This window comes from Pseudomonas sp. RL_5y_Pfl2_73 (assembly GCF_963970515.1).
Classification (GTDB): Bacteria; Pseudomonadota; Gammaproteobacteria; order Pseudomonadales; family Pseudomonadaceae; genus Aquipseudomonas.
The window spans coordinates 21,574-40,881 of record NZ_CAXAPD010000024.1 but is presented as its reverse complement, the minus strand read 5'-3'; the positions used below and the strand labels follow the sequence as shown (position 1 = coordinate 40,881).

Below are 19,308 nucleotides of genomic sequence, written 5' to 3'. Positions count from 1 at the left end.
ATCCAAAACTCAAGGCGGCCGGCCGCATTAATCGCCTGCTTTCTGCCGTTTCATCCTCGTCCAATCAACACGTACGATGGCGCAACGCAGCACCTGTAATTGTCCTGTGCTCAAGGCAATCGCCAGTAGAATCAGTAAGATCAGTCCCCAATCAGAGGGGCTTGGGTATTGGCCGAGGATCGCCATTGAACTGAAGATGCCAAACACCGGGATCAACAGTGACAACGGCGCTACGCGTGACAGTGGGTATTCACGCAATAGCAGGTTCCATCCCCAGTAGCTGAAATGCGTCGCGGCGTAGACCTGGAACGCGAGCGAAAGCAACGTCGTTGCATTGAGCTGCGAAGGGAGTGCGTTGAAGGGCGCTGAGCCATGCAACAGCCACGTCAACAGCAAGAGCGGGATGGGTGCAAACAAGCTGGCCCACACCACGAAAGCGAAGACCTCACGCACCTTCGATACCTTGATGACCACGTTGCCGATGCTCCACGCCATTGCGCTGCCAATGACGAGTGCGAAACCGGCCTTCGACGAGTCGCCAGGGCTGCACAGTACGATCCCTCCCAGCCCTATGGCTGCCAGCAAGCTGCCAATCCTTTGAGGTTGTCCCAGGCGTTCGCCAAAGAAAAGTACACCCCAGCCCAGAGTGAAGAATGCACTGCACTGGATCAGCAGCGACGCTGTACCGGGTGGCACCCCCATGGCAATTCCCTGGTTGATCAACGCCCACATGGCCACGCCAAAAATCAGCCCGTAGGCGGCCAGCCATCGGAAGGCAACGCGTGGACGCTCCACGAAAAATACCCAAGGCAAGGCGGCCAGCGCGAAACGCAATGCAGTCAACAGCAGCGGATCAATGCCGGCAAGTCCGAGTTTTGTCACGGGGAAATTCACCCCCCAGACGGCCGTCACCAGAATGGCGAGTAATAGATGCTTCTTTTGCATTGTCAGTCTTTCTCCAGCGCAGAACGGAAGTGTTCGTGCGTGAAGAATATGCAAGCAATCGAGCTGGCCTGCTTTCAGTCACAGGCCAATATTCATTAGAATCGGGCCATGCGAGAAACCATCCTACATACCTACCAGAACACACCGCGCGATGCCGTCGTGACCGAACGTGGCTACGCAGACGCAACGCTGTTCCCAATGCATCACCATCCACGTGGTCAGTTCGCTTATGCCGCAAGCGGGGTCATCACCGTGTTTACCGATGACGGCAACTGGGTTGTTCCGCCCCAACGCGGTATATGGGTTCCGGCACAACTCGCCCACTCCATGCAGATGCGTGGCCCCGTTACCCTGCACAACACCTATATCCGCAAACAAGCGGCTCAGCGGTTGGGGTTGCCGGGGCAGTGTCAGGTATTGGACGTGTCGCCGTTGTTGCGGCAATTGCTGGTCAAAGCGATCGATGTCCCCGCGCGATATGCCATCCAGGGACGTGATGGGCATTTGATGGGGCTGCTGCTCCATGAGATCGCCAGCATGCCCGCGCTTTCGCTCAATGCCCCGTTGCCGGCAGAACCACGCCTTGCGATGGTCTGTCGCGAGTTTCTGACCCAGCCTTCGCTGGAGGTTGGTATCGACGATATGGCCCGCCGTTCGGGGATGAGTCGTCGGACGTTTACCCGCCATTTTCGATTGCACACCGGAATCAGTTATCTCCAATGGCGACAGCAAGCCTGCCTGCTCGAAGCGATGGTTCGTCTGGGGAAAGGTCAGCCGGTCACCGAGGTCGCCATGGCGTTGGGTTATAGCAGTTCAAGTGCGTTCACAACGGTTTTCAAACAGTTGCTGGGGGAAGTACCCAGTCGCTACTTCCCGGTGCGACAGGCTTAGGGCTCCAACGCTTTGAATCTCCCGAGTGTGTAAAAAGCCCCGAATCTGGAGGTGTTGTGTAAAACTCTCGTTTTGGTGACGATCACCGCCTACAGATCTCGCGAGGGACGCACATGATCGACGGTTCCGCTGTCTTGACAGTTTTTTTGGTCTACCTGGCTGGTGTCGTGATTCCTGGACCGAATTTCGTCGCGGTGGTCCATAAGGCGGTGGCTGCTACGCGCTCTGAAGCGCTGGCCTTGGTGGCGGGAATCGTGCTGGTCAACCTGTTCTGGTCCACCTGTGCGATTGCAGGTCTCGGGGTTGTATTTGCTGCGCTCCCTTGGGCTGCGCTGGTTGTAAAGGTTCTGGGTGCAGCCTACCTGATGTGGTTCGGACTCCGACTGCTGATCAATGCGGGGAGGAATGCGCCTGGCCCGCTGAATGATGCCGTCGCCGGTAGTTGCCGCCAGTCCTTTTTTCAGGGGCTGGTCACCAACATTGGCAACCCCAAGTCCATGGCTTTCTATGCCGCTGTTTTTTCAGCCGCGGCTCCCGCCCACGTTTCGCCAGGCACGTTTTTGTCGATGTTGGCAGTTGTGGTGGTGGTTTCAATGGCTTGGTATGCAATGGTCGCAATTGCGCTTTCGCAACCGAGGATTGCTTGCGGCTATCAAGGTAGGAAAAAAGCAATTGATAGACTGTGCGGTGGTTTGATTTTGTCTCTGGGGGTTCGCCAACTGGTTTAGCGAGTAGCCGTTGCTGGCGCAAGCCTTCGTTGCTGCACGCCAGGTTGCTGATCGAGCATCCATCGCTCTCGCGACCCAGGGCGGCACTCCAGATTTTCGCCACGGCGGCACCGGTCAGTGCTTGAGGCCGACCAACTCCAGCGTTACACGGTCCAGGGTCGAAGGTGCCCTGCCGCGTCGCAATTGGTCTTGCAGGGATAAAAGTGCTCACGTCAGGTTGTCGGTAATGAGCCTGACCCTGTGACAATCGGCCGGCCCGAGTTTCTGACCGCTTGAGGAACGAACATCCATCGGCATGAGGGCCTGCCCGGACGTGTTGTCCAACAGCACGGAACGCGATTCTCCCGGCTCGAACAGGAAGCGTTCGCCCCACTGTCGCAGGCTGACCACGACCGGAAAAATCTCCCGGCCTTTGTCCGTCAGGACGTACTCCTTGTAGGCGCTTCCATCTGACGCGGGTCGAACGTCGAACACGCCGACCTCGACCAACGCTTTGAGTCGCGAAGCCAGAATGTTTTTGGCCACGCCCAGGCTCTTTTGAAATTCACTGAAGCGGCGAATGTCGTCGAAGGCGTCGCGGATGATCATGAGCGACCAGCGATCGCCAATCACGTCCAGTGTCCTGGCTACCGGGCATTCGCTGTTTTGTGGTGAAGCGTTTTCCATTTTATTGACCTTCTGAAAAAGGATCGCAAGTCCAGTTGATGTCTGTGGTTGCAAATTGAAACCTGATCGGGCAACAATTCACTCAGGTTTTAAATTGAAACCAGTTTAGCGCCAAGGAGACGTGCATGACAGCAGATGTCGATTGTTTCACCCAGCAGCCTTCGGGAAATCACCCTGGTGGGAGCGCGTGCTCCCCTGTAGGAGCTGTCGAGCGAAGCGAGGCGGCGATCTTTCCCCAGGCACATGAGTCCCAAGAGAAAGATCAAAAGATCGCAGCCTTCGGCAGCTCCTACGCGGGGTCACCGTGTTCCTTGAGTGACGACCAATGCGCGGGGCTTTCACCGGCGCTCACGTTATTGTTTTCCGTGACCTGCGCACTGGCCGTCGCCAACGTTTACTTTGCCCAGCCTTTGCTTGCCTCGATGGCCGAAAGCCTGGGCGTTGCTTCAGGATTGATCGGGGTTGTGGTCACGGCCACCCAGGTGGGGTACGCGCTGGGGTTGCTGTTCATCGTCCCGCTGGGGGACAAGGTCAACCGTAAACGGCTGGTTTTCGCGCAATTGGTGTTGTCCGCGATTGCGCTCGCGGCCGTCGGCGCAGCCCGGCACTGGTTGGCTTTGCTGGGCGCGATGATCGTGATGGGCTTGCTGGCGGTGGTCGTCCAGGTGCTGGTGGCCTATGCCGCCGTGTTGTCCACGCCTTCCCAACGGGGACAGGCCGTGGGAACCGTCACCAGCGGCGTTGTCCTGGGTATTCTCCTGGCGCGGTTTACCTCCGGGTTGATTGCTGATCTGGCGGGCTGGCGTGGGGTCTATTTCGTTTCCTCGGGCTTGATGTTGACCATCGCGGCAGTGTTCTGGGCAGTGGTGCCGATCGCGGTGTCGCCGCCTGACCGGCAGCCTTATCGGGTGCTTATCCGGTCGCTGTTCAAGTTGTTCATGACCGAGCCGGTGCTACGGATCAGGGGGCTGCTGGCCTTGCTGATCTTTGCCGCGTTTTCGGTGTTATGGACCGCCATGGTGCTGCCGTTGAGCGCCGCGCCGCTGTCGCTTTCACACACGGCCATCGGCCTGTTTGGCCTGGCTGGCGTCGCCGGGGCCCTGGCAGCCAGAAGGGCCGGTCGTTGGGCCGATCAGGGCTTTGGACAACGCGTTACCGGCTGGTCGCTGGGACTCCTCACGCTCTCCTGGCTGCCCATCACGTTTACCGAGACCTCCCTGGTCGCACTGGTGTGCGGCGTGGTGTTGCTCGACTTCGCGGTGCAGGCCGTGCATGTCACCAACCAGAGCTTGATCTTCGCTGCACGGCCCGACGCCCAAAGTCGCATGGTCGGCGCGTACATGTGCTTCTACTCGGTGGGCAGCGCACTGGGCGCAACGGCCGCGACCCAGGTCTACGCGCTGTGGGGCTGGATGGCGGTCAGCCTGCTAGGCGCCTTGATCAGCGCCGCCGCGTTGGCGGTGTGGAGACTCTCGCTTCATTGTGGCCACTGTTCAAGCAGGATCGAGACGAACTTCTCCGTGGCCGGGGAGAGCGATGCGCCCCGGCGGTAGACCAGGCCCAGCGAGCGGTTTACCACCGGCTCGATCAGCGGCACGCTAACCAGGGTTGGATGATCCCCGGCCGGCATCGCCAGGCTGGGCATCGCCGACACGCCGAGGCCAGCCTCGACCAATCCCAGCGACGTCGACAAGTGCTGGACTTCGTAAAACCACTGCGGGCGCCAACTCAGGCCCGACAGCGCGTGGTCCAGCAGCATGCGGTTGCCGCTCAGGCGACCGACGCCGATCAACCGATAATCACTGAGTTCCGACCAGGTTGATCGCGCCGGCAAGCCAGCACGAAGGGCTCGTTGACCAGGGGCACAAACTCGATGTCCGGGTGCTGGCCGCTCATCATGATGATGCCGAAGTCGGCTTCGCCGCGCAGTACCGCCTCGAGCCCTTCGTTGGCGCTGAGGTCGAGCAGACGGATGCGGATTTTCGGGTAGCGCTCGTTGTAGAGACGGATCACCGAAGGGTGGCCAAGACCACGATCAAATACGGAACCTTGCTGCCCAAGAGCCCGGTGCTGGTCTACAACGATTCGCGGCTGTTGCCCCAGACTTACCAAGGCACCAGATCAGCAGCAATGATGTCGATAACCTCACCGTCACCGGCGGGTATCTGGAGCGTTTGAAGCTGCGCGATTCGAGCGACAGCATGCCCATCGTGCCCGATGGCTACGGCGGCGATAAGTCTGGTGACTTCAGCTATGCCGGCGCCGACTACAAGCTGGGCAAGCACATCCGTCTGAGTTACTTCTACGGCGAGCTGGAGAATTTCTATCGACAGAACTTTGTTGGCATCCAGCATGATTTGCCCTTGGGCGCAGGGGTATTGACCAGCGACCTGCGTTACTTCAACAGCGTCGATTCGGGTTCGGCCTACAGCGGTAAGATCGACAACGACATGCTCAGCGGGTCGCTGTCCTACGCCGTTGTCGGCCACACACTACGTCTATCGCTCGGAATTTTTCCCGTGGCCGCGACAGCAACCGGATCTATTTCACCTACGATATCGCCCTTCGGTAGGTCATGCAGTTCACCTAAGAAACAACGATGGACCTGTGGCCAGGGATTGCTCCGCTCGGCTCTGTAGGAGTTGGCGAAGCCTGCGATCTTTTGATTTTTGGCTTGAGACTCAAGTGTCTTTGGAAAGATCGCAGCCTCGTTGCACTTGGCAGCTTATGCAGGCGCAGCCCTGCGCTAGCAAGGTTCGGTGGTGCGCGATGTGAGTCGGGTTCTCAACCTCAACCGCATGGCGCAAGAGATCAGCAGGGGCATGCAGGAAATCGGCAATGCCACGGCGCAAGTGGCAATTGTAATGCTTCAGTCAACATAGCCCGGGCCTTTAACGAAATGGCCCGGATTTATTCCATACGTTTGGGGATCAGAACTTTTTCGGCACGGGCAAGGGCCGGTCGATACAACCATGCTCAGGCGCGCGTCGTGCGGGTAGGGGAACCAGCGAAACCAATTCCTCTTCGACGATTTGATTGCTCATGGCCAATTCCAGCTCGGGGCAGTCAATGCTGAGCCAGTCACCGTGCTGGAGCGGCACGTTCGCGGTGCGATGGCTCAAGCTGTGAAACACGTAGTGAACCAGCCCAGGCTCGAGAAACTGCTCATGTTTCTCCAGGAACTCTTGCGAATATCGGCGCAAACTCAGCCAGCGATGCAAACTCATCCGATGGTGACTTGCCGTCAACGGCTGGCCGTCGCGCTCTATCTGGACATTGATGGCCAAGTCCGCCTGCAATTCCCCCACGATCAATGCCGGGGCAATCGCACAGGTGCGCAAGTGCGCATGCGTTGCAGAAGTGGCATCACGGCTGTGCAATACATGATCGTGAATATCGTTGCCCAGGGTAAAACCAATGAAGCGCAGCGCGCCAAACGGGTCGACCCAATAGAGGCAGACAATGCACGGCTCGCTACTGATGCTTTGTGAATGATAAGGCACCTGCAAAGGGTCGCCGTCGGTCTTGAGCAACCGGCCGTTACCTTTGTAATACCAGGCTTGTTCTGTCTTGGCGGTACAGAGCGTGATTTCGCTGATCTGGACCAATAGATTGCTATCAGGCTTGAGCGGCGGCCGGTATTTCATCGCCGTGGGTGTAAGCGGGTAGGGCGTGGACGGCAGGTCCTTGAGATAGGACTCCCAGTCCATATTCCGATCAGCGCAATGGGCCAGGGCTTCATAAAGATTTCCCTGGGGTGGACGCACTTCACGGCTTTGGCCGGACTTGAAGTCAAATACACCAAGGCCTCCTCGCGGCACTGGAGAGTCCAGCAACATTACATAATGGGTCATCACTTATCCTCCAGGGTCAAGCTTACGGACAGGGGGGCGTAGTCCTTGAGTCGGCTGAAAGCCGGGTTTGTCTCTTTGAGCCATAAGGACAGCAAGCCCCCCGTGATACTTCCGGCCAGTGCCAGGAACAGTATTGCGGTGAGTCCCCACGTCATGGCGATGTAGCCGGCGAAAACAGGCGCGACGCCCCCTCCAAGGATCTCTCCACAGCCCACCACCAGGCCCGTCGCGGTGGCCAATAAACTGGGCGGCACTGATTCGCTGGTCAGTGGGCCGACCGTTATGCAGATCAGGCTGAAGTTGATAAAGGACAAGAAAAATAGTTGAAGGAACAGCAGCCAGGGCAGCGGTGGGCTGATGATCAATAAACCCACCAACAGCGCGCTGATCATGAAGCAGGTGGAAACCACGGGCTTGCGACCCAGTTGGTCGGACAGGCCGGGAATGACCAACTGGCCAAAAAAACCACCCAGGCCAATGGCAGAAATGATCATGGCCATGGAGAAGTTGCTCAGGTGCAGAATGTCTGTCAGGTAGCTGGGGAGCAGGGCACACAGAACGAACTGGCACGTCAGTATGCAAAGCATCAAGGCAATATTGAGCCGCACATTCCCGCTGGACAGGGCCGTCCTCCACTGGCTTTTGGAGGTATGCGCAATCGACGCCGTGCCGGGCATCTGGGTCGGTTGATAGGTTCTATACAGGTACCAGGCCACTAACAGGCCGGGTAACGAAATGATGGCGAATACGGCGCGCCAGGATCCGAACACTTCAAGCAGGACACCTGCCAGCAGCGGTCCGAGGCACAGGCCGATGATGGGGAACAAGGCCTGTTGAATACCTAGATTGAGTCCGCGCCGGCAAGGCTGCGAGACTTCATCGGTGACAATGATACTGACTGGCGTGAAGGCGCCTTCACAGACGCCCATCAAGGCACGCAAGAGCACCAGGCCCACCAGGCTGGTGATCAATGCAGACGCACCGGCCAGGAGGGATAACAGGGTGATCGACAGCACCAGTAACTTCTTGGGGCCCAGTACCTTGACGGCGGCGCCCATGAACAGGGCAGAGCCTCCCCATGCAAATGCCAGGATGGCCGACAACATGCTCAAGTCCTGATAGTCCAGGGCCAAGTCACGCATGATCACCGGGAACAGCGGCATGATAATGAACCTGTCCAGTCCTACCAGCCCGAAGCTCAGCGACAGAAGCGTGATCATGCGCCTTTCATAGCCGCCCCAAGGTCGCGCGACCAGATACTTCATCTCCATGTTCCTTCCCCTTCATTCCCTTGCGCTTTCGAAGCCCTCTCGAACGAGGTGAGCGCCTGCGATCCATACTCCGGCAGCCAGGGGCAGGTGTGCCCCTGGCTGGGTGCCGGTGTTTTATCGGGTTTGTCAGGCGACCCACTTGCCCACGGCCATTTCAGCGGTGAAACCGGGGCCGAAGGCCGCCAGCATGCCTGTCGCGCCATCGACAAGCCCGCTGTCAAACTGACGTTTGAGCACATCGAAGACCACCACGCTGGCGATGTTCCCGGCTTCACTCAAACTGTCGCGAGACTGCGCGACCCGGCCGGGTTCCAGGTCCAGTTGCAGGACCAGTTCATCAAGAATTTTCCGTCCGCCTGTATGGAAGATGAAAAAGTCATTTTGAGCGCAATGTTGATTGAAGGTGTCGTAGTTCAATTCCTCCATCATAGGAGCGACATCTTTAATGGAGTTCATGACGGCCTTATCCAGGGTAAAGTGAAAGCCACTGTCTTTGACGTCGTATTTAATGTAGTGCTCGCTGTCAGGCAGGAAGTAAGACCCGGTCTTGGCGATCTTGAAACCAGGCGCCTGGTCATCGGCGCGCATGACGCAGGCCGATACGGCGTCGCCGAATAACGCCGCGGATATGAACGCATGCAACTTGGTGTCCTGGGGTTGATAGCAGAGCGACGAGAACTCCAGGGAGACGATGAGGACATGGTTGTCCGGCGCCCGACTGGCGAAGTCATTGGCTCGATTGATCGCCGCAGCGCCTGCCACGCAGCCCAATTGAGCGATGGGCAGTTGTACGGTTGACGTTCGCAGGCCCAGGTCATTGATCAAGTGGGCCGTCAGCGAAGGCATCATGAAGCCCGTGCACGATGTCACTGCCACCATGCGAATGTCGTCGATGGTCAGCCCGGCATTTTCAATGGCTTGGCGTGCCGCGATAGATGACATGCGGCGAGCTTCGCGCTCATAAACGATGCTGCGGTGGGTGAAGCCGGTGTGCACCGCCAGTTCATCGATAGGCAGAACCAAGTGCCGTTCATTTACCTGTGTGTTTTGAATCATTCGTTTGGCAAGTGCCATTCGTGGGTGATCATCATGCAACTGCTCTAGATGCTCGATCATTTGTTGCTGGGTGATCTTGTATTGCGGAAATAACAAACTGGGTTTGCAAAGAGTAGACATGACAAGTCCTCGGCTAAAAGCCAATAAAGTTAGAAGCACATTTAAGGCAATGACTGCAACGCAGGACTCTGAAAGGCAGAATCAAAACAGCGGGCTGGAGAGCCAAAAAACTTGACTGTTGTTATCGAAAGAACGGGGTGTAGCGGACGCCTTGTTTGTTATTTCACCAATACAAATTTGTAGGCATATTGCCAAGCCAAGTTGCTTTCCCGGACATGTTTGCGAATAACCATGCGCACGGGCGCACCGCTGACGACTTGCCGGGGATCGATGACATCAACGATTTCCGAGGCAATCACCAGGCCATCATCCAGACGCACCATCGCCATGAAACGAGGCACGGTTTCGCCGTAGCCCATGGCCGCCAGTATCGGATTCTCGGCATGGGCGCTGACTTGGATCGTGCCGGTGCGTGCGCAGCGATACGGTTCCACATTTAATGAATTGCACGCGCCGCAGACGGTGCGCCGGGGGAAGAAGATCTCGTCGCAATCCTGGCAACGGCTGCCTTCGAGACGGTATTTGCCGCCGTGCTCGCGCCATTCGCGCAACATGCTGGCAGTGGTCATGCGGTGAATTTGTTCAGGGTAAAGGGACATGGTCGGCTCCTTAATCGTTGGAAAGCACAATGACACTGTTGTGCGCGGCGTAACCGCCCAGGTTTTGCGAGACACCAATACGGGCGCCTTTGACTTGGTTGTTGGACTCGCCGCGAAGCTGTCGGAACAACTCAGTAATGTGCAAAATCCCATCGCAACCGGAGGCGTGGCCGCGTCCGATGTTGCCGCCGTCAGTGTTCAGGGGAAGTTGCCCGTCAAGAGCTATGCCGCCTTCCAATACGAAGTCGCCGGCCTGGCCTGGACCACATACGCCCATGGACTCCATTTGAATCAACCCGGCGCCCAGCAAGTCGTAGACTTGCGCCACATCGATGTCCTTTGCTGTGATACCGGCTTTTTTGTAGGCGATTTCGGCGCAGGCCATCGAGTTGGCGGAAACCGCCATGCCTACATCTTTTGGCAGTCCCGGAAATTGCAACGTCGGGTTGTGATAGCGCGTGCCGAAATAGTGCGATACACCGGTGTAGGCACAGCCACGGATAAATACCGGTTGGGTCGTGTAACGGTGCGCAAGGTGTTCTGCCACCAGGATGGCGCAACCGCTGGCTTCACCCCAGGCCAGCATCGAGCCACAGGCTTCGCTACTCTTGAGTGCTTCGAGGGACGGAATAGGTACGCCATAGCGGGTAGCCGTGGGGGTGTTATGGGCATAGATACGCATCTGCCGCCCAAAAGTCGCCAATACATCCGCTTCGCGTCCTGCATAACCGAATTTTTCAAAATACTCGGCGGTCGCCAGGGCGAAGGCGTCTGTGTGTGAGATGCCGAGGAAATAATCGTATTCACATTCAGTGCTGGAGCCGATGTATTCGGCGTAGTTGATGTGGTCGGTCATTTTTTCAAAACCGCCACACAGGACGATGTCGTATTCACCTGAGGCGACCATTTGGTGAGCCATCTGGAAAGACACCGAGCTACTGGTGCAGTTGGCCGTACTCATGAACGTGGGGGCAGGGCTGATACCCAAGGCATCGGAGATGGTCGGGCCCAGGCCGCCGTATTCAGAAATACCTTCGCCGTGGTAGCCATAGGCAACTGCCTGGAGTTCGCGGGGGTGCATCTTGATGGCGTTGAGCGCTTGGTAGGCTGACTCGACGATCATCTCCTTGAAAGTCTGACGAACTCTGGAACTGCCCGGTTTAGGGGTATAGGCAGCCGAAACGATAGCAACGCGTCGTGCGCACATAAGAAGGTGCTCCTTGCTGGATGGATTGGAATCAGAGATAGGCCGTCAGGGCATAGTCAGGCCGCAAGTATTTGAACTCGTACTTGATCGACGTCCCGTAATCCACGTAGTACTTATCCTCCAGCAGTGTGCGCAGCGGAACGTTGGTCTTTTGATAGGCTTCGATGGCGTCGGTGACAGTCAAGGCAATGGCATCGCTGCCCGCACCAAACCCATAGGAAACCACCAGGATTCTTTCACCGGGACGCGCTTGATCGAGGACGTTGACCAAGCCCAGCAAAGGGCTCGCTGCCCCAGCATCACCGACACTCTGGGCATAGATGCCAGGTTCGATTTGCGCCGTCGTGAATCCCAGGTGCTTGCCGAGAGAGTAGGGGGTCGACACCAGGTTTTGCTGGAAGACGACATAGTCGAAATCAGCGGCCTGCGCATGGATTTTGGCCATCAATCCCGAGACGGCACGACGAGTCTGGTCTTCAAGGCCGATGCTGTTCTTGTCCGAGCCCAGTCCCATTCCCGACCGGATATAGCGATCCCCCTGAGGCCTGATGTTGTCAGCGACATCTGCTGCGCAAGAAAAACTTGCGTCAAAATGCGCGATCACATTTTCTGTACCCAACAGCAGGGCAGCGGCCCCCGCTCCGGCGTAGGATTCTGTCAAATCACCGGGGGCGGTGTTGCGGTTGATCGTATCGGCGCCCACCGCCAAAGCGTTGCCCACCATGCCCGACGCCACCAGGGCGTATGCAATCTGCAGGGCGCTGGTGCCTGATTTACCGGCAAACTGTACGTCTGCGCAAAAGGCGTCGTAGCCGCAGCCGAGCATTTCCAGGATGATCGCGGCCGAGGCCCGGGAGTCATAAGGATTGGTGCAGGTGCCAAGATATAGCGCTTCAAGGGGACGCGGCGGCGCTTTGTCCAGCGCGCGTTGGGCGGCGAGCACGCCCAAGGTGATGACGTCTTCGTCAGGTTGCAGCACAGCCCTTTCAAGAACGCCCAATTGACCCTTTACCAAGCTCAGATCGGTGTTTTTCCACACCTGGATCACGTCGTCCACCTTGAGCCGGCAGACCGGGATGCCCGCGCCGTAGCTCACAATTCCTACTTTATTCATGTGTACTTCCTCCAGATTCCGTTCTTTCACCCGCTGGCAGAAAGCCGTGACAGGTGCATGAAATATTTAGAAACTATCTATTGGTGCTCGCAAAGTGATACTGGCGGTCCTATGCCCCGTAAATCGGGGGGGTTCAGGAGACAGAACCTGTCGGTCAACCTGTGAACAATAGGTTTATTTCCGTCCAATCATTATGTATGATACGAAACGTGCCGTATCGTTAAGGTCGCGTTAAAAAATTATGAATTTTTTTCTCCGATTTCCCTACGTGGAGGCAATAAACGCTCAAGAGACCCGCTGCTAAGCAGAAGCTGAGATCAAATAAACATACAAAACGAAACGAAACGATCCGTTTCATTGCTTTTCGAGAGAATCCTATACCCTGAGTCTCTTTTGTCAAGCGCCATATTGGAGATTTTGATTTATGGCCCGTAAACCATCTCGGAGCTCCATTGGTTCATTGAGGAGCCCTCACACGCACAAAGCGATCATTGTTTCTGCCATAGAAACACTCAAGGAGTGCGGTTATTCGGGGTTGAGCATCGAGGCTGTGGCTCGCCGTGCTGGCGCCAGTAAACCGACAATCTACCGATGGTGGGGTAACAAGGCAGCCTTGATCGCCGAGGTCTACGAGAGTGAAAGCGAGCAGATTCGCAAAGAGCCTGATAAAGGCTCCTTCAAGGAGAACCTCAATTTCTTGCTGCTCAATCTCTGGAAGGTCTGGCGAGAAACGATTTGCGGGGAGGCTTTTCGGTGTGTCATTGCTGAGGCTCAGCTCGATCCCAGCACGCTGCCCAAACTGAAAGACGAATTCATGGAGCGACGTAGGGAGTTGCCTCGCAAGCTGGTGGAAAATGCCATTCAGCAGGGCGAGTTGCCCAAGGATACGTCGCGTGAATTGCTCCTGGACATGATCTTCGGGTTTTGCTGGTACCGGCTGTTGACCGAGCAGTTGGAGGTGGAAGCGGATATCAATGAATTCACGACACTTCTGATGAACGGGGTACTGCGCACGAATTCGGCAGCGGTTCAGGGCGCCGCCGAAGCCTGATTATCGGGTGGGGTTGTCCTTACTTTGTGCCACTGAATTGTGCATGAAGGCTCGGCAGGATGCTGGCCAGGTGGTTGAATTCACACAAGTCATGCACGGCAAATTCATAAGCCAGGGTTTCCAGCTCCACTTCCCCCAGACCGTTTTCTTCCAGTAGCTGAGCGGCTCGCTCGGCGCCTGGAAAACGCTGCATGGCAGGGTGGCTGCCGACCCAGTAACGGCTCGTCAGGTACAAACCTTCCGGGCATTCCTTGAACAAGTGCGCCATCAATGACACTGGCACTTGCGGTTCGTGGGCCAGGCTCATCAAGGCGCTGACGCTGCCGTCTATTTTGGATTCGCGGTACAGATCCGGACAGAAGCCCAGCTCGCAGGGGTCCCTGAAATCAATGTGCAGGTGCATGAGACGGTCACCGACGTACTCAGAGGCGCAAAAGGTATTGCCGTACAAGCGCTCCTCGAAGCTCAGAGAGTCGTCGAGGAGGCGCTCGTGATGAACGCAGGGGTTTTCCACATGGGCATAAGGAAACCACAGGGTGTAGCGTTCAGCCTCCAGTGGATGCCACATGAACCACCACTTGAGCATCTCAGCTGTGCAGTTGGGGAAAAACTTGCGACTTTGCACGTAGGCCATCGGCCCTGGCAGCAGGGCGTATCCGGCCTCTTCGCTAATGAAATCAGCAGCGAGCATGCGGTTAAGGTCTTCAACGCTCGGCGTCAAGGTATCAGCCAAGGCCATGGGGCCTTGCTGTATTTTTTCGACTGCACTGAGCGGCACGCTGATTTTCGAGCGGAAAAAGTCGGCGTAGGGTTTGCCTTGGATGGCCCGCTGATTGGCCAGGAACTGCTTCTGCATTGGCAATGAGAAGTAGGTGAAAGGTGTCATTACGCGCGCTTCCATGACGGTATTTCCTTGGTAGTGCGTGAAAAGCCCGCAGCATCGGCTGCGAAGTCCTCGCGCGGTGTTGTAAAGGGACAATGACGGGACCAAAATAGGTAGGCTGAAATAAAAAGTCAAATTTGAATTAGAACTATAAAGAGATGAGCTCATGGACAATGCCATTGGCAAGCCTTCCCTGCCTCGTGCTTCGCGACTCGATGGGCAGGCAACGCGGTTGCAGATTCTGGAAAAAGCGGGTGAGTTGTTTGCCGAACAGGGGTTGGCCAACACCACCAGCAAGCAGATTTGCGAACGTTCGCAAGCCAACAGTGCGGCGGTGAATTATCATTTCGTAAACAAAGAGGGCCTGTACCGCGCGGTATTGCTCGAAGCCCACGCTCGGTTGGTGCGCATGGAAACTCTGGTTTCGCTTAATGAGCGGCCCGGCTCACCGCAAGACAAATTACGTGCCCTCATCACCGTGCTGGTTGAACGCCTGCACGACCATCCGGATGGCTGGGCGCTGAAAGTGCTCACGCGCGAAATACTTTCGCCTTCTCCTGAGTTTGAGGTGGTGCTCAAGGAGCAGTCGTTTCCCAAGGCGCACATCCTGCGTGGCTTGCTGGGGCAAATCATGAACTTGCCTGCGATCATCCGACAACGTTGCGCAGCGCCATCAGCGTTTTCGCCCCTTGTCTTTTTTTGCTTATCGCCCATCAACCGTTAAAACAGCATGTGCTGCAAGGCTTGAGTCTCGAGCCGCAGGGTTTGATAGATCACATGATGAGTTATGCCCTTGGTGGGCTCCAGGCCGTGGCGGCGACTGCGCACGATGCTGCAAACTGACGCTCCATGGTTATTGGGGGCTACCGATGGCGACGGGTGCCGTCACAGTAGCCAACGGGGAGCGCGATGCATCGTTGATGCTCCACAGGCGCTATTGTCCTTTGGCAGGCAACCCCATCTTCGCCTGCGTCAGCGTTTCATCAGCGCGCCCCCATCCGCCGTCTGCCACCTCTTCGACCAGGACCATGGTGAACGGCCGAACCCCCTCGCCAAAGTACTCGACGAACATTTCCGTGGTGCGATGGATGATCTCTTCTTTGCGGGCGTGGTCCAGGATTCCTTCGGGGAATTTGTAGTTGGCAAATGGCATGGATCGACTCCGTGGGTGTGAGAAAGATGAGGCAGGGCGAAAGCCCCTGGCGCGCATGTTTCTCCTTTACGCCCTTGGAATAAATCCCTCTGGGTTGGCATCAGCATTCAACGTACGTGAACAATCGGCCGTCTGGACTCAGTGTGAATGACGCGGTTCACCACTGCGGGCGATCACGCGCAGCTGCAATGTCGCCGGCTCCAGGCAGCCCCCTGTGGAAAGCTGTCCCACCCGTTGCCGGTACAGTTCCTGCCAGGGCGTTTGCGAGGGTGGGGCATTCGGCGTCCATTCGCGTCGGCGCTGGGTCATCTCTTCGTCGTCGATCAGCAGGTTCACGGTGCGGGTATTGAGGTCCACTTCGATGCGCGCGTGGTAATCCTCCGGACCTTCGAGCACGATGGTCCGGGCTTCGAAACTGTTCTCGGCGCCGGGCTCGGACAGGTAGGTCTTGCGAAACGCTTCGTCCACCACCGGCACCTTCATGATCGCGCTGTCGAAGAAATTGCCGCTGAGCACGATGAAACCGGCGCGGTGCTTGAGCGGGGTGTCGAAGACGCCGCCTTCGCGAGCAGGCCCGCTCCCACAGAAGGACTCCGGATGCACGCGGATATTGTGTCCTCTGGAGATCCCATGTGGGAGCTTGCTCGCGATAGCGGTGCTCCGGCCTAGCCTCACTTGGGATCAACACGCCTGACACGCTTCATCACCACCACAAAAAACACCGGCACAAACACCACCGCCAGCGTGGCGCTGATCATCCCGCCGATCACTCCGGTACCGATGGCCTGCTGGCTTGCCGAGCTGGCACCCGTGGCAATCGCCAGCGGTACCACGCCAAGGATGAACGCCAGCGACGTCATGATGATCGGCCGCAGGCGCAGGCGGGCAGCCTGGAGCGTGGCGTCGATCAGGTCGTGGCCTTCGTCGTACAGGCTCTTGGCGAACTCGATGATCAGGATCGCGTTCTTCGCCGACAGGCCGATGATGGTGATCAGCCCGATTTTGAAGAACACGTCGTTGGGCATGCCGCGCAACGACACGGCCAATACCGCGCCGAGCACACCCAGCGGCACCACCAGCAACACCGAGGTCGGGATCGACCAGCTCTCATACAGCGCCGCCAGGCACAGGAACACCACCAGCAGCGACAGGCCCAACAGGATGGGTGCCTGGCTGCCGGACAAGCGTTCTTGCAAGGACAGCCCCGTCCACTCCTGGCCCAGGCCCGTCGGCCCCAGGGCCACCAGCCGTTCGATTTCGGTCATGGCTTGCCCGGTGCTGTAGCCCGGTGCCGGCTCACCGGAAATGCTCACCGCCGGATAACCGTTATAGCGGGTCAATTGCGCCGGCCCCTGGGTCCAGCGGGCCTGGACGAAGGCTGACAACGGGACCATTTTTCCGCTGTTGTTGCGCACATGAATCTTCAGCAAATCCTCGACTTGGCTGCGTTGGTCGCCCTCGGCCTGGACCACCACCCGTTGCATACGCCCCTGGTTGGGGAAGTCGTTGATGTAGGTCGAACCCACCGCCGTGGACAACACACTGCCAACGTCGGCAAAAGAAATACCCAGGGCATTGGCCTGCTTGCGATCGACCTCCAGTTGCACTTGCGGTGCCTCGGCCAGGGCGCTTTCACGCACATTCATCAGCATCGGGCTTTTGTCGGCGGCGGCGAGCAATTCGCTGCGGGCCTGCATCAAGGTGGCATGGCCGAGGCCACCACGGTCCTGCAAACGGAACTCGAAACCGCTGGAAGTGCCCAGACCGTCCACCGGCGGCGGTAGCACCGAGAACACCATGGCGTCCTTGATTTGACTTAACGCCAAGTTGGCACGGTCGGCAATCGACGCCGCCGAATCATCGGCGCCGCGTTGCGACCAGTCCTTGAGGGTGGTGAAGGCCAGGGCCGCGTTCTGCCCGCTGCCGGAAAAGCTGAAACCGAGGATGATCGTGCTGTCACCGACCCCCGGTTCGCCGGCGTTGTGAGCTTCGATCTGTTCCACCACCTGGACGGTACGGTGTTTGCTGGCACCCGGTGGCAGTTGGATGTCGGTGATGGTGTAGCCCTGGTCTTCCACCGGCAGGAACGAGGAGGGCAGGCGACTGAACAGCACGCCCATGCCCACCAGCAACAGGCCGTAGATCAGCAGATAACGGCCGCTACGTTTGACCGCATAGGCCACCCAACCTTGATAGCGCTCGCCGAATCGGTCGAAACCACGGTTGAACAGACCGAAGAAACCAGTCTTGGCGTGGTGATCACCTTGGGCGACCGGTTTGAGCAAGGTCGCACAAAGGGCCGGGGTCAAGGTCAGGGCGAGAAACGCCGAGAACAGGATCGAGGTCGCCATCGACAGCGAGAACTGCTGGTAGATCACCCCCACCGAGCCCTGCATGAAGGCCATCGGAATGAACACCGCCACCAGCACCAGGGTGATGCCGATGATCGCCCCGGTGATCTGTCCCATGGCCTTGCGTGTGGCCTCCTTGGGCGACAAGCCTTCCTGGGCCATGATCCGCTCGACGTTCTCCACCACCACGATGGCATCGTCCACCAGGATGCCGATGGCCAGCACCATGCCGAACATCGTCAGCACGTTGATCGAGAACCCCAGCGCGAGCATCGTCGCGAAGGTGCCCATCAGCGCCACCGGCACCACCAATGTCGGGATCAGGGTGTAGCGGATGTTCTGCAGGAACAGGAACATCACCGCGAACACCAGCAACATCGCCTCGCCGAGGGTGTAGATCACCTTGGTGATCGAGACCTTGACGAAGGGCGACGTGTCGTAGGGAATCTTGTATTCCACGCCGGCCGGGAAGTAGCGCGACAGCTCGTCCATCTTGTTCCGCACCAGGGTCGCGGTGTTCAAGGCATTGGCGCCCGGCGACAGTTGCACCCCCACGGCGGTGGACGGCTTGCCGTTCAGACGCGTGGAAAACTGGTATTCCTGGCTGCCGATTTCCACCCGTGCCACGTCGGCGATGCGCACCGTCGAGCCGTCGGGCTTGGCTTTGAGCACAATGTCGGCGAACTCCTGCGGCGTGTTGAGCTGGCCTTTGACGACGATGGTCGCGGTGATTTCCTGGGTGCTGCGGCTCGGTAAATCGCCCAGGCTGCCGGCCGACACCTGGGCGTTCTGCGCCACGATGGCGGCATTGACGTCGGCCGGGGTCAGGTTGAAGCCGACGAGTTTCTGCGGGTCGATCCAGATCCGCATGGCCCGTTCGGCCCCGTACAACTGGGCCTTGCCGACACCGTCCAGGCGCTTGATCTCGTTCATCACGTTGCGCGCCAGGTAGTCGCTGAGGGCCACGTCGTCGAGCTTGCCGTCGCTGGAGGTGAGGGTGATCAGCAACAGGAAGCCGGCAGACACTTTGTCCACTTGCAAGCCTTGCTGGGTCACCGCTTGCGGCAGGCGTGACTCCACGGCCTTGAGGCGGTTCTGCACGTCGACCTGGGCCAGTTCCGGGTTGGTGCCGGGTTGGAAGGTCGCGGTGATGGTGGCGCTGCCCAGGCTGCTTTGGGACTCGAAGTACAGCAGGTTATCGGTGCCATTGAGCTCCTCCTCGATCAGGCTGACCACGCTTTCGTCCACGGTTTGCGCCGAAGCACCCGGGTAGACGGTGTAGATCTCGATCTGTGGCGGGGCCACGACCGGGTATTGCGCCACCGGCAACTGCGGGATGGCCAGGATGCCGGCCAACAGGATGAACAGCGCGACGACCCAGGCGAACACCGGGCGGTCGATGAAGAATTGCGGCATGGC

The 19,308-nt window shown here is 58.1% G+C and carries 16 protein-coding genes and 3 pseudogenes; 6 read left to right on the top strand and 13 right to left on the bottom strand.

Going from position 1 to position 19,308, the window contains the following annotated elements; translation table 11 throughout:
- Window positions 1-27 precede the first annotated feature (27 nt).
- A complete protein-coding gene (locus AACY42_RS21320; protein ID WP_339482094.1) occupies window positions 28-945 on the bottom strand; it encodes an EamA family transporter in 918 nt (305 codons plus the stop codon).
- Window positions 946-1,053: 108 nt separating this feature from the next.
- On the opposite strand from AACY42_RS21320, the gene AACY42_RS21315 reads away from it, so the two are divergent.
- Complete coding sequence (locus AACY42_RS21315) at window positions 1,054-1,836, top strand: AraC family transcriptional regulator (RefSeq protein ID WP_339482093.1); 783 nt, start codon at window positions 1,054-1,056, stop codon at window positions 1,834-1,836.
- 113 nt (window positions 1,837-1,949) lie between these two features.
- Window positions 1,950-2,564 carry a LysE family translocator gene (locus tag AACY42_RS21310; RefSeq protein ID WP_339482091.1) on the top strand — a complete coding sequence of 205 codons (615 nt, stop codon included), beginning with the start codon at window positions 1,950-1,952 and terminating at the stop codon, window positions 2,562-2,564.
- A 207-nt stretch (window positions 2,565-2,771) separates the two neighbouring features.
- On the opposite strand, the gene AACY42_RS21305 is transcribed toward AACY42_RS21310, so the two are convergent.
- Window positions 2,772-3,230 (bottom strand): winged helix-turn-helix transcriptional regulator, encoded by a 459-nt coding sequence (locus AACY42_RS21305; protein ID WP_339482090.1) that lies wholly within the window; start codon window positions 3,228-3,230, stop codon window positions 2,772-2,774.
- Window positions 3,231-3,541: 311 nt separating this feature from the next.
- Between AACY42_RS21305 and AACY42_RS21300 the strand changes: the two genes are divergently transcribed.
- A complete protein-coding gene (locus AACY42_RS21300) occupies window positions 3,542-4,783 on the top strand; it encodes an MFS transporter (protein ID WP_339482089.1) in 1,242 nt (413 codons plus the stop codon).
- Here the strand turns inward: AACY42_RS21300 and AACY42_RS21295 are convergent.
- Window positions 4,708-5,243, bottom strand: a pseudogene (locus tag AACY42_RS21295) (LysR substrate-binding domain-containing protein). The gene AACY42_RS21300 and the pseudogene AACY42_RS21295 overlap by 76 nt on opposite strands.
- Between AACY42_RS21295 and AACY42_RS21290 the strand changes: the two are divergent.
- Window positions 5,235-5,725: pseudogene (locus AACY42_RS21290) on the top strand (OprD family outer membrane porin); the annotation flags it as partial. The pseudogenes AACY42_RS21295 and AACY42_RS21290 overlap by 9 nt on opposite strands.
- Before the next feature lie 435 nt (window positions 5,726-6,160).
- On the opposite strand, the gene AACY42_RS21285 reads toward AACY42_RS21290, so the two are convergent.
- The 6 genes from AACY42_RS21285 to AACY42_RS21260 all read right to left on the bottom strand — a co-directional run bounded on the left by AACY42_RS21285 (window position 6,161) and on the right by AACY42_RS21260 (window position 12,451).
- A complete protein-coding gene (locus AACY42_RS21285; protein WP_339482088.1) occupies window positions 6,161-7,084 on the bottom strand; it encodes a fumarylacetoacetate hydrolase in 924 nt (307 codons plus the stop codon).
- Window positions 7,084-8,349: an MFS transporter gene (locus AACY42_RS21280; protein WP_339482087.1), complete on the bottom strand. Its 1,266-nt coding sequence runs from the start codon at window positions 8,347-8,349 to the stop codon at window positions 7,084-7,086. The genes AACY42_RS21285 and AACY42_RS21280 overlap by 1 nt, the downstream gene beginning before the upstream one ends.
- Window positions 8,350-8,481: 132 nt before the next feature.
- The gene (locus tag AACY42_RS21275; RefSeq protein ID WP_339482163.1) at window positions 8,482-9,531 is read right to left on the bottom strand and encodes a type III polyketide synthase; all 1,050 of its coding nucleotides are present in this window, start codon (window positions 9,529-9,531) and stop codon (window positions 8,482-8,484) included.
- 158 nt (window positions 9,532-9,689) lie between these two features.
- Window positions 9,690-10,130: a Zn-ribbon domain-containing OB-fold protein gene (locus tag AACY42_RS21270; RefSeq protein WP_018600485.1), complete on the bottom strand. Its 441-nt coding sequence runs from the start codon at window positions 10,128-10,130 to the stop codon at window positions 9,690-9,692.
- Window positions 10,131-10,140: 10 nt separating this feature from the next.
- Complete coding sequence (locus tag AACY42_RS21265) at window positions 10,141-11,337, bottom strand: thiolase family protein (protein ID WP_339482085.1); 1,197 nt, start codon at window positions 11,335-11,337, stop codon at window positions 10,141-10,143.
- A 31-nt stretch (window positions 11,338-11,368) separates the two neighbouring features.
- A complete protein-coding gene (locus tag AACY42_RS21260) occupies window positions 11,369-12,451 on the bottom strand; it encodes a hydroxymethylglutaryl-CoA synthase (RefSeq protein ID WP_339482084.1) in 1,083 nt (360 codons plus the stop codon).
- A gap of 424 nt (window positions 12,452-12,875) precedes the next feature.
- Here AACY42_RS21260 and AACY42_RS21255 point away from each other — a divergent pair, with 424 nt between their 5' ends.
- Window positions 12,876-13,502: a TetR/AcrR family transcriptional regulator gene (locus AACY42_RS21255; RefSeq protein WP_339482082.1), complete on the top strand. Its 627-nt coding sequence runs from the start codon at window positions 12,876-12,878 to the stop codon at window positions 13,500-13,502.
- A 19-nt stretch (window positions 13,503-13,521) separates the two neighbouring features.
- Here AACY42_RS21255 and phlG read toward each other — a convergent pair whose 3' ends face one another.
- Window positions 13,522-14,403: a 2,4-diacetylphloroglucinol hydrolase gene (gene phlG / locus AACY42_RS21250; protein WP_339482081.1), complete on the bottom strand. Its 882-nt coding sequence runs from the start codon at window positions 14,401-14,403 to the stop codon at window positions 13,522-13,524.
- A gap of 214 nt (window positions 14,404-14,617) precedes the next feature.
- Between phlG and AACY42_RS21245 the strand changes: the two genes are divergently transcribed.
- Window positions 14,618-15,109: a TetR/AcrR family transcriptional regulator gene (locus tag AACY42_RS21245; protein ID WP_339482079.1), complete on the top strand. Its 492-nt coding sequence runs from the start codon at window positions 14,618-14,620 to the stop codon at window positions 15,107-15,109.
- A gap of 210 nt (window positions 15,110-15,319) precedes the next feature.
- On the opposite strand, the gene AACY42_RS21240 is transcribed toward AACY42_RS21245, so the two are convergent.
- From AACY42_RS21240 to AACY42_RS21230, 3 genes and pseudogenes are all read right to left on the bottom strand, one after another.
- Window positions 15,320-15,538 (bottom strand): tautomerase family protein, encoded by a 219-nt coding sequence (locus AACY42_RS21240; protein WP_339482077.1) that lies wholly within the window; start codon window positions 15,536-15,538, stop codon window positions 15,320-15,322.
- Window positions 15,539-15,676: 138 nt separating this feature from the next.
- Window positions 15,677-16,090: pseudogene (locus AACY42_RS21235) on the bottom strand (dihydroxy-acid dehydratase); the annotation flags it as partial.
- 119 nt (window positions 16,091-16,209) lie between these two features.
- Complete coding sequence (locus AACY42_RS21230; RefSeq protein WP_339482076.1) at window positions 16,210-19,305, bottom strand: efflux RND transporter permease subunit; 3,096 nt, start codon at window positions 19,303-19,305, stop codon at window positions 16,210-16,212.
- Window positions 19,306-19,308 lie beyond the last annotated feature (3 nt).

What these genes read in the sequence shown, in the direction of transcription:
- AACY42_RS21255 (WP_339482082.1), top strand. Translation starts at nt 12,876, where the DNA reads ATGGCCCGTAAACCATCTCGGAGCTCCATTGGTTCATTGAGGAGCCCT.
- AACY42_RS21315 (WP_339482093.1), top strand. Translation starts at nt 1,054, where the DNA reads ATGCGAGAAACCATCCTACATACCTACCAGAACACACCGCGCGATGCC.
- AACY42_RS21320 (WP_339482094.1), bottom strand. Translation starts at nt 945, where the DNA reads ATGCAAAAGAAGCATCTATTACTCGCCATTCTGGTGACGGCCGTCTGG.
- AACY42_RS21265 (WP_339482085.1), bottom strand. Translation starts at nt 11,337, where the DNA reads ATGTGCGCACGACGCGTTGCTATCGTTTCGGCTGCCTATACCCCTAAA.
- AACY42_RS21230 (WP_339482076.1), bottom strand. Translation starts at nt 19,305, where the DNA reads ATGCCGCAATTCTTCATCGACCGCCCGGTGTTCGCCTGGGTCGTCGCG.
- AACY42_RS21260 (WP_339482084.1), bottom strand. Translation starts at nt 12,451, where the DNA reads ATGAATAAAGTAGGAATTGTGAGCTACGGCGCGGGCATCCCGGTCTGC.
- AACY42_RS21275 (WP_339482163.1), bottom strand. Translation starts at nt 9,531, where the DNA reads ATGTCTACTCTTTGCAAACCCAGTTTGTTATTTCCGCAATACAAGATC.
- phlG (WP_339482081.1), bottom strand. Translation starts at nt 14,403, where the DNA reads ATGGAAGCGCGCGTAATGACACCTTTCACCTACTTCTCATTGCCAATG.
- AACY42_RS21270 (WP_018600485.1), bottom strand. Translation starts at nt 10,130, where the DNA reads ATGTCCCTTTACCCTGAACAAATTCACCGCATGACCACTGCCAGCATG.
- AACY42_RS21280 (WP_339482087.1), bottom strand. Translation starts at nt 8,349, where the DNA reads ATGAAGTATCTGGTCGCGCGACCTTGGGGCGGCTATGAAAGGCGCATG.
- AACY42_RS21310 (WP_339482091.1), top strand. Translation starts at nt 1,950, where the DNA reads ATGATCGACGGTTCCGCTGTCTTGACAGTTTTTTTGGTCTACCTGGCT.
- AACY42_RS21285 (WP_339482088.1), bottom strand. Translation starts at nt 7,084, where the DNA reads ATGACCCATTATGTAATGTTGCTGGACTCTCCAGTGCCGCGAGGAGGC.
- AACY42_RS21240 (WP_339482077.1), bottom strand. Translation starts at nt 15,538, where the DNA reads ATGCCATTTGCCAACTACAAATTCCCCGAAGGAATCCTGGACCACGCC.
- AACY42_RS21305 (WP_339482090.1), bottom strand. Translation starts at nt 3,230, where the DNA reads ATGGAAAACGCTTCACCACAAAACAGCGAATGCCCGGTAGCCAGGACA.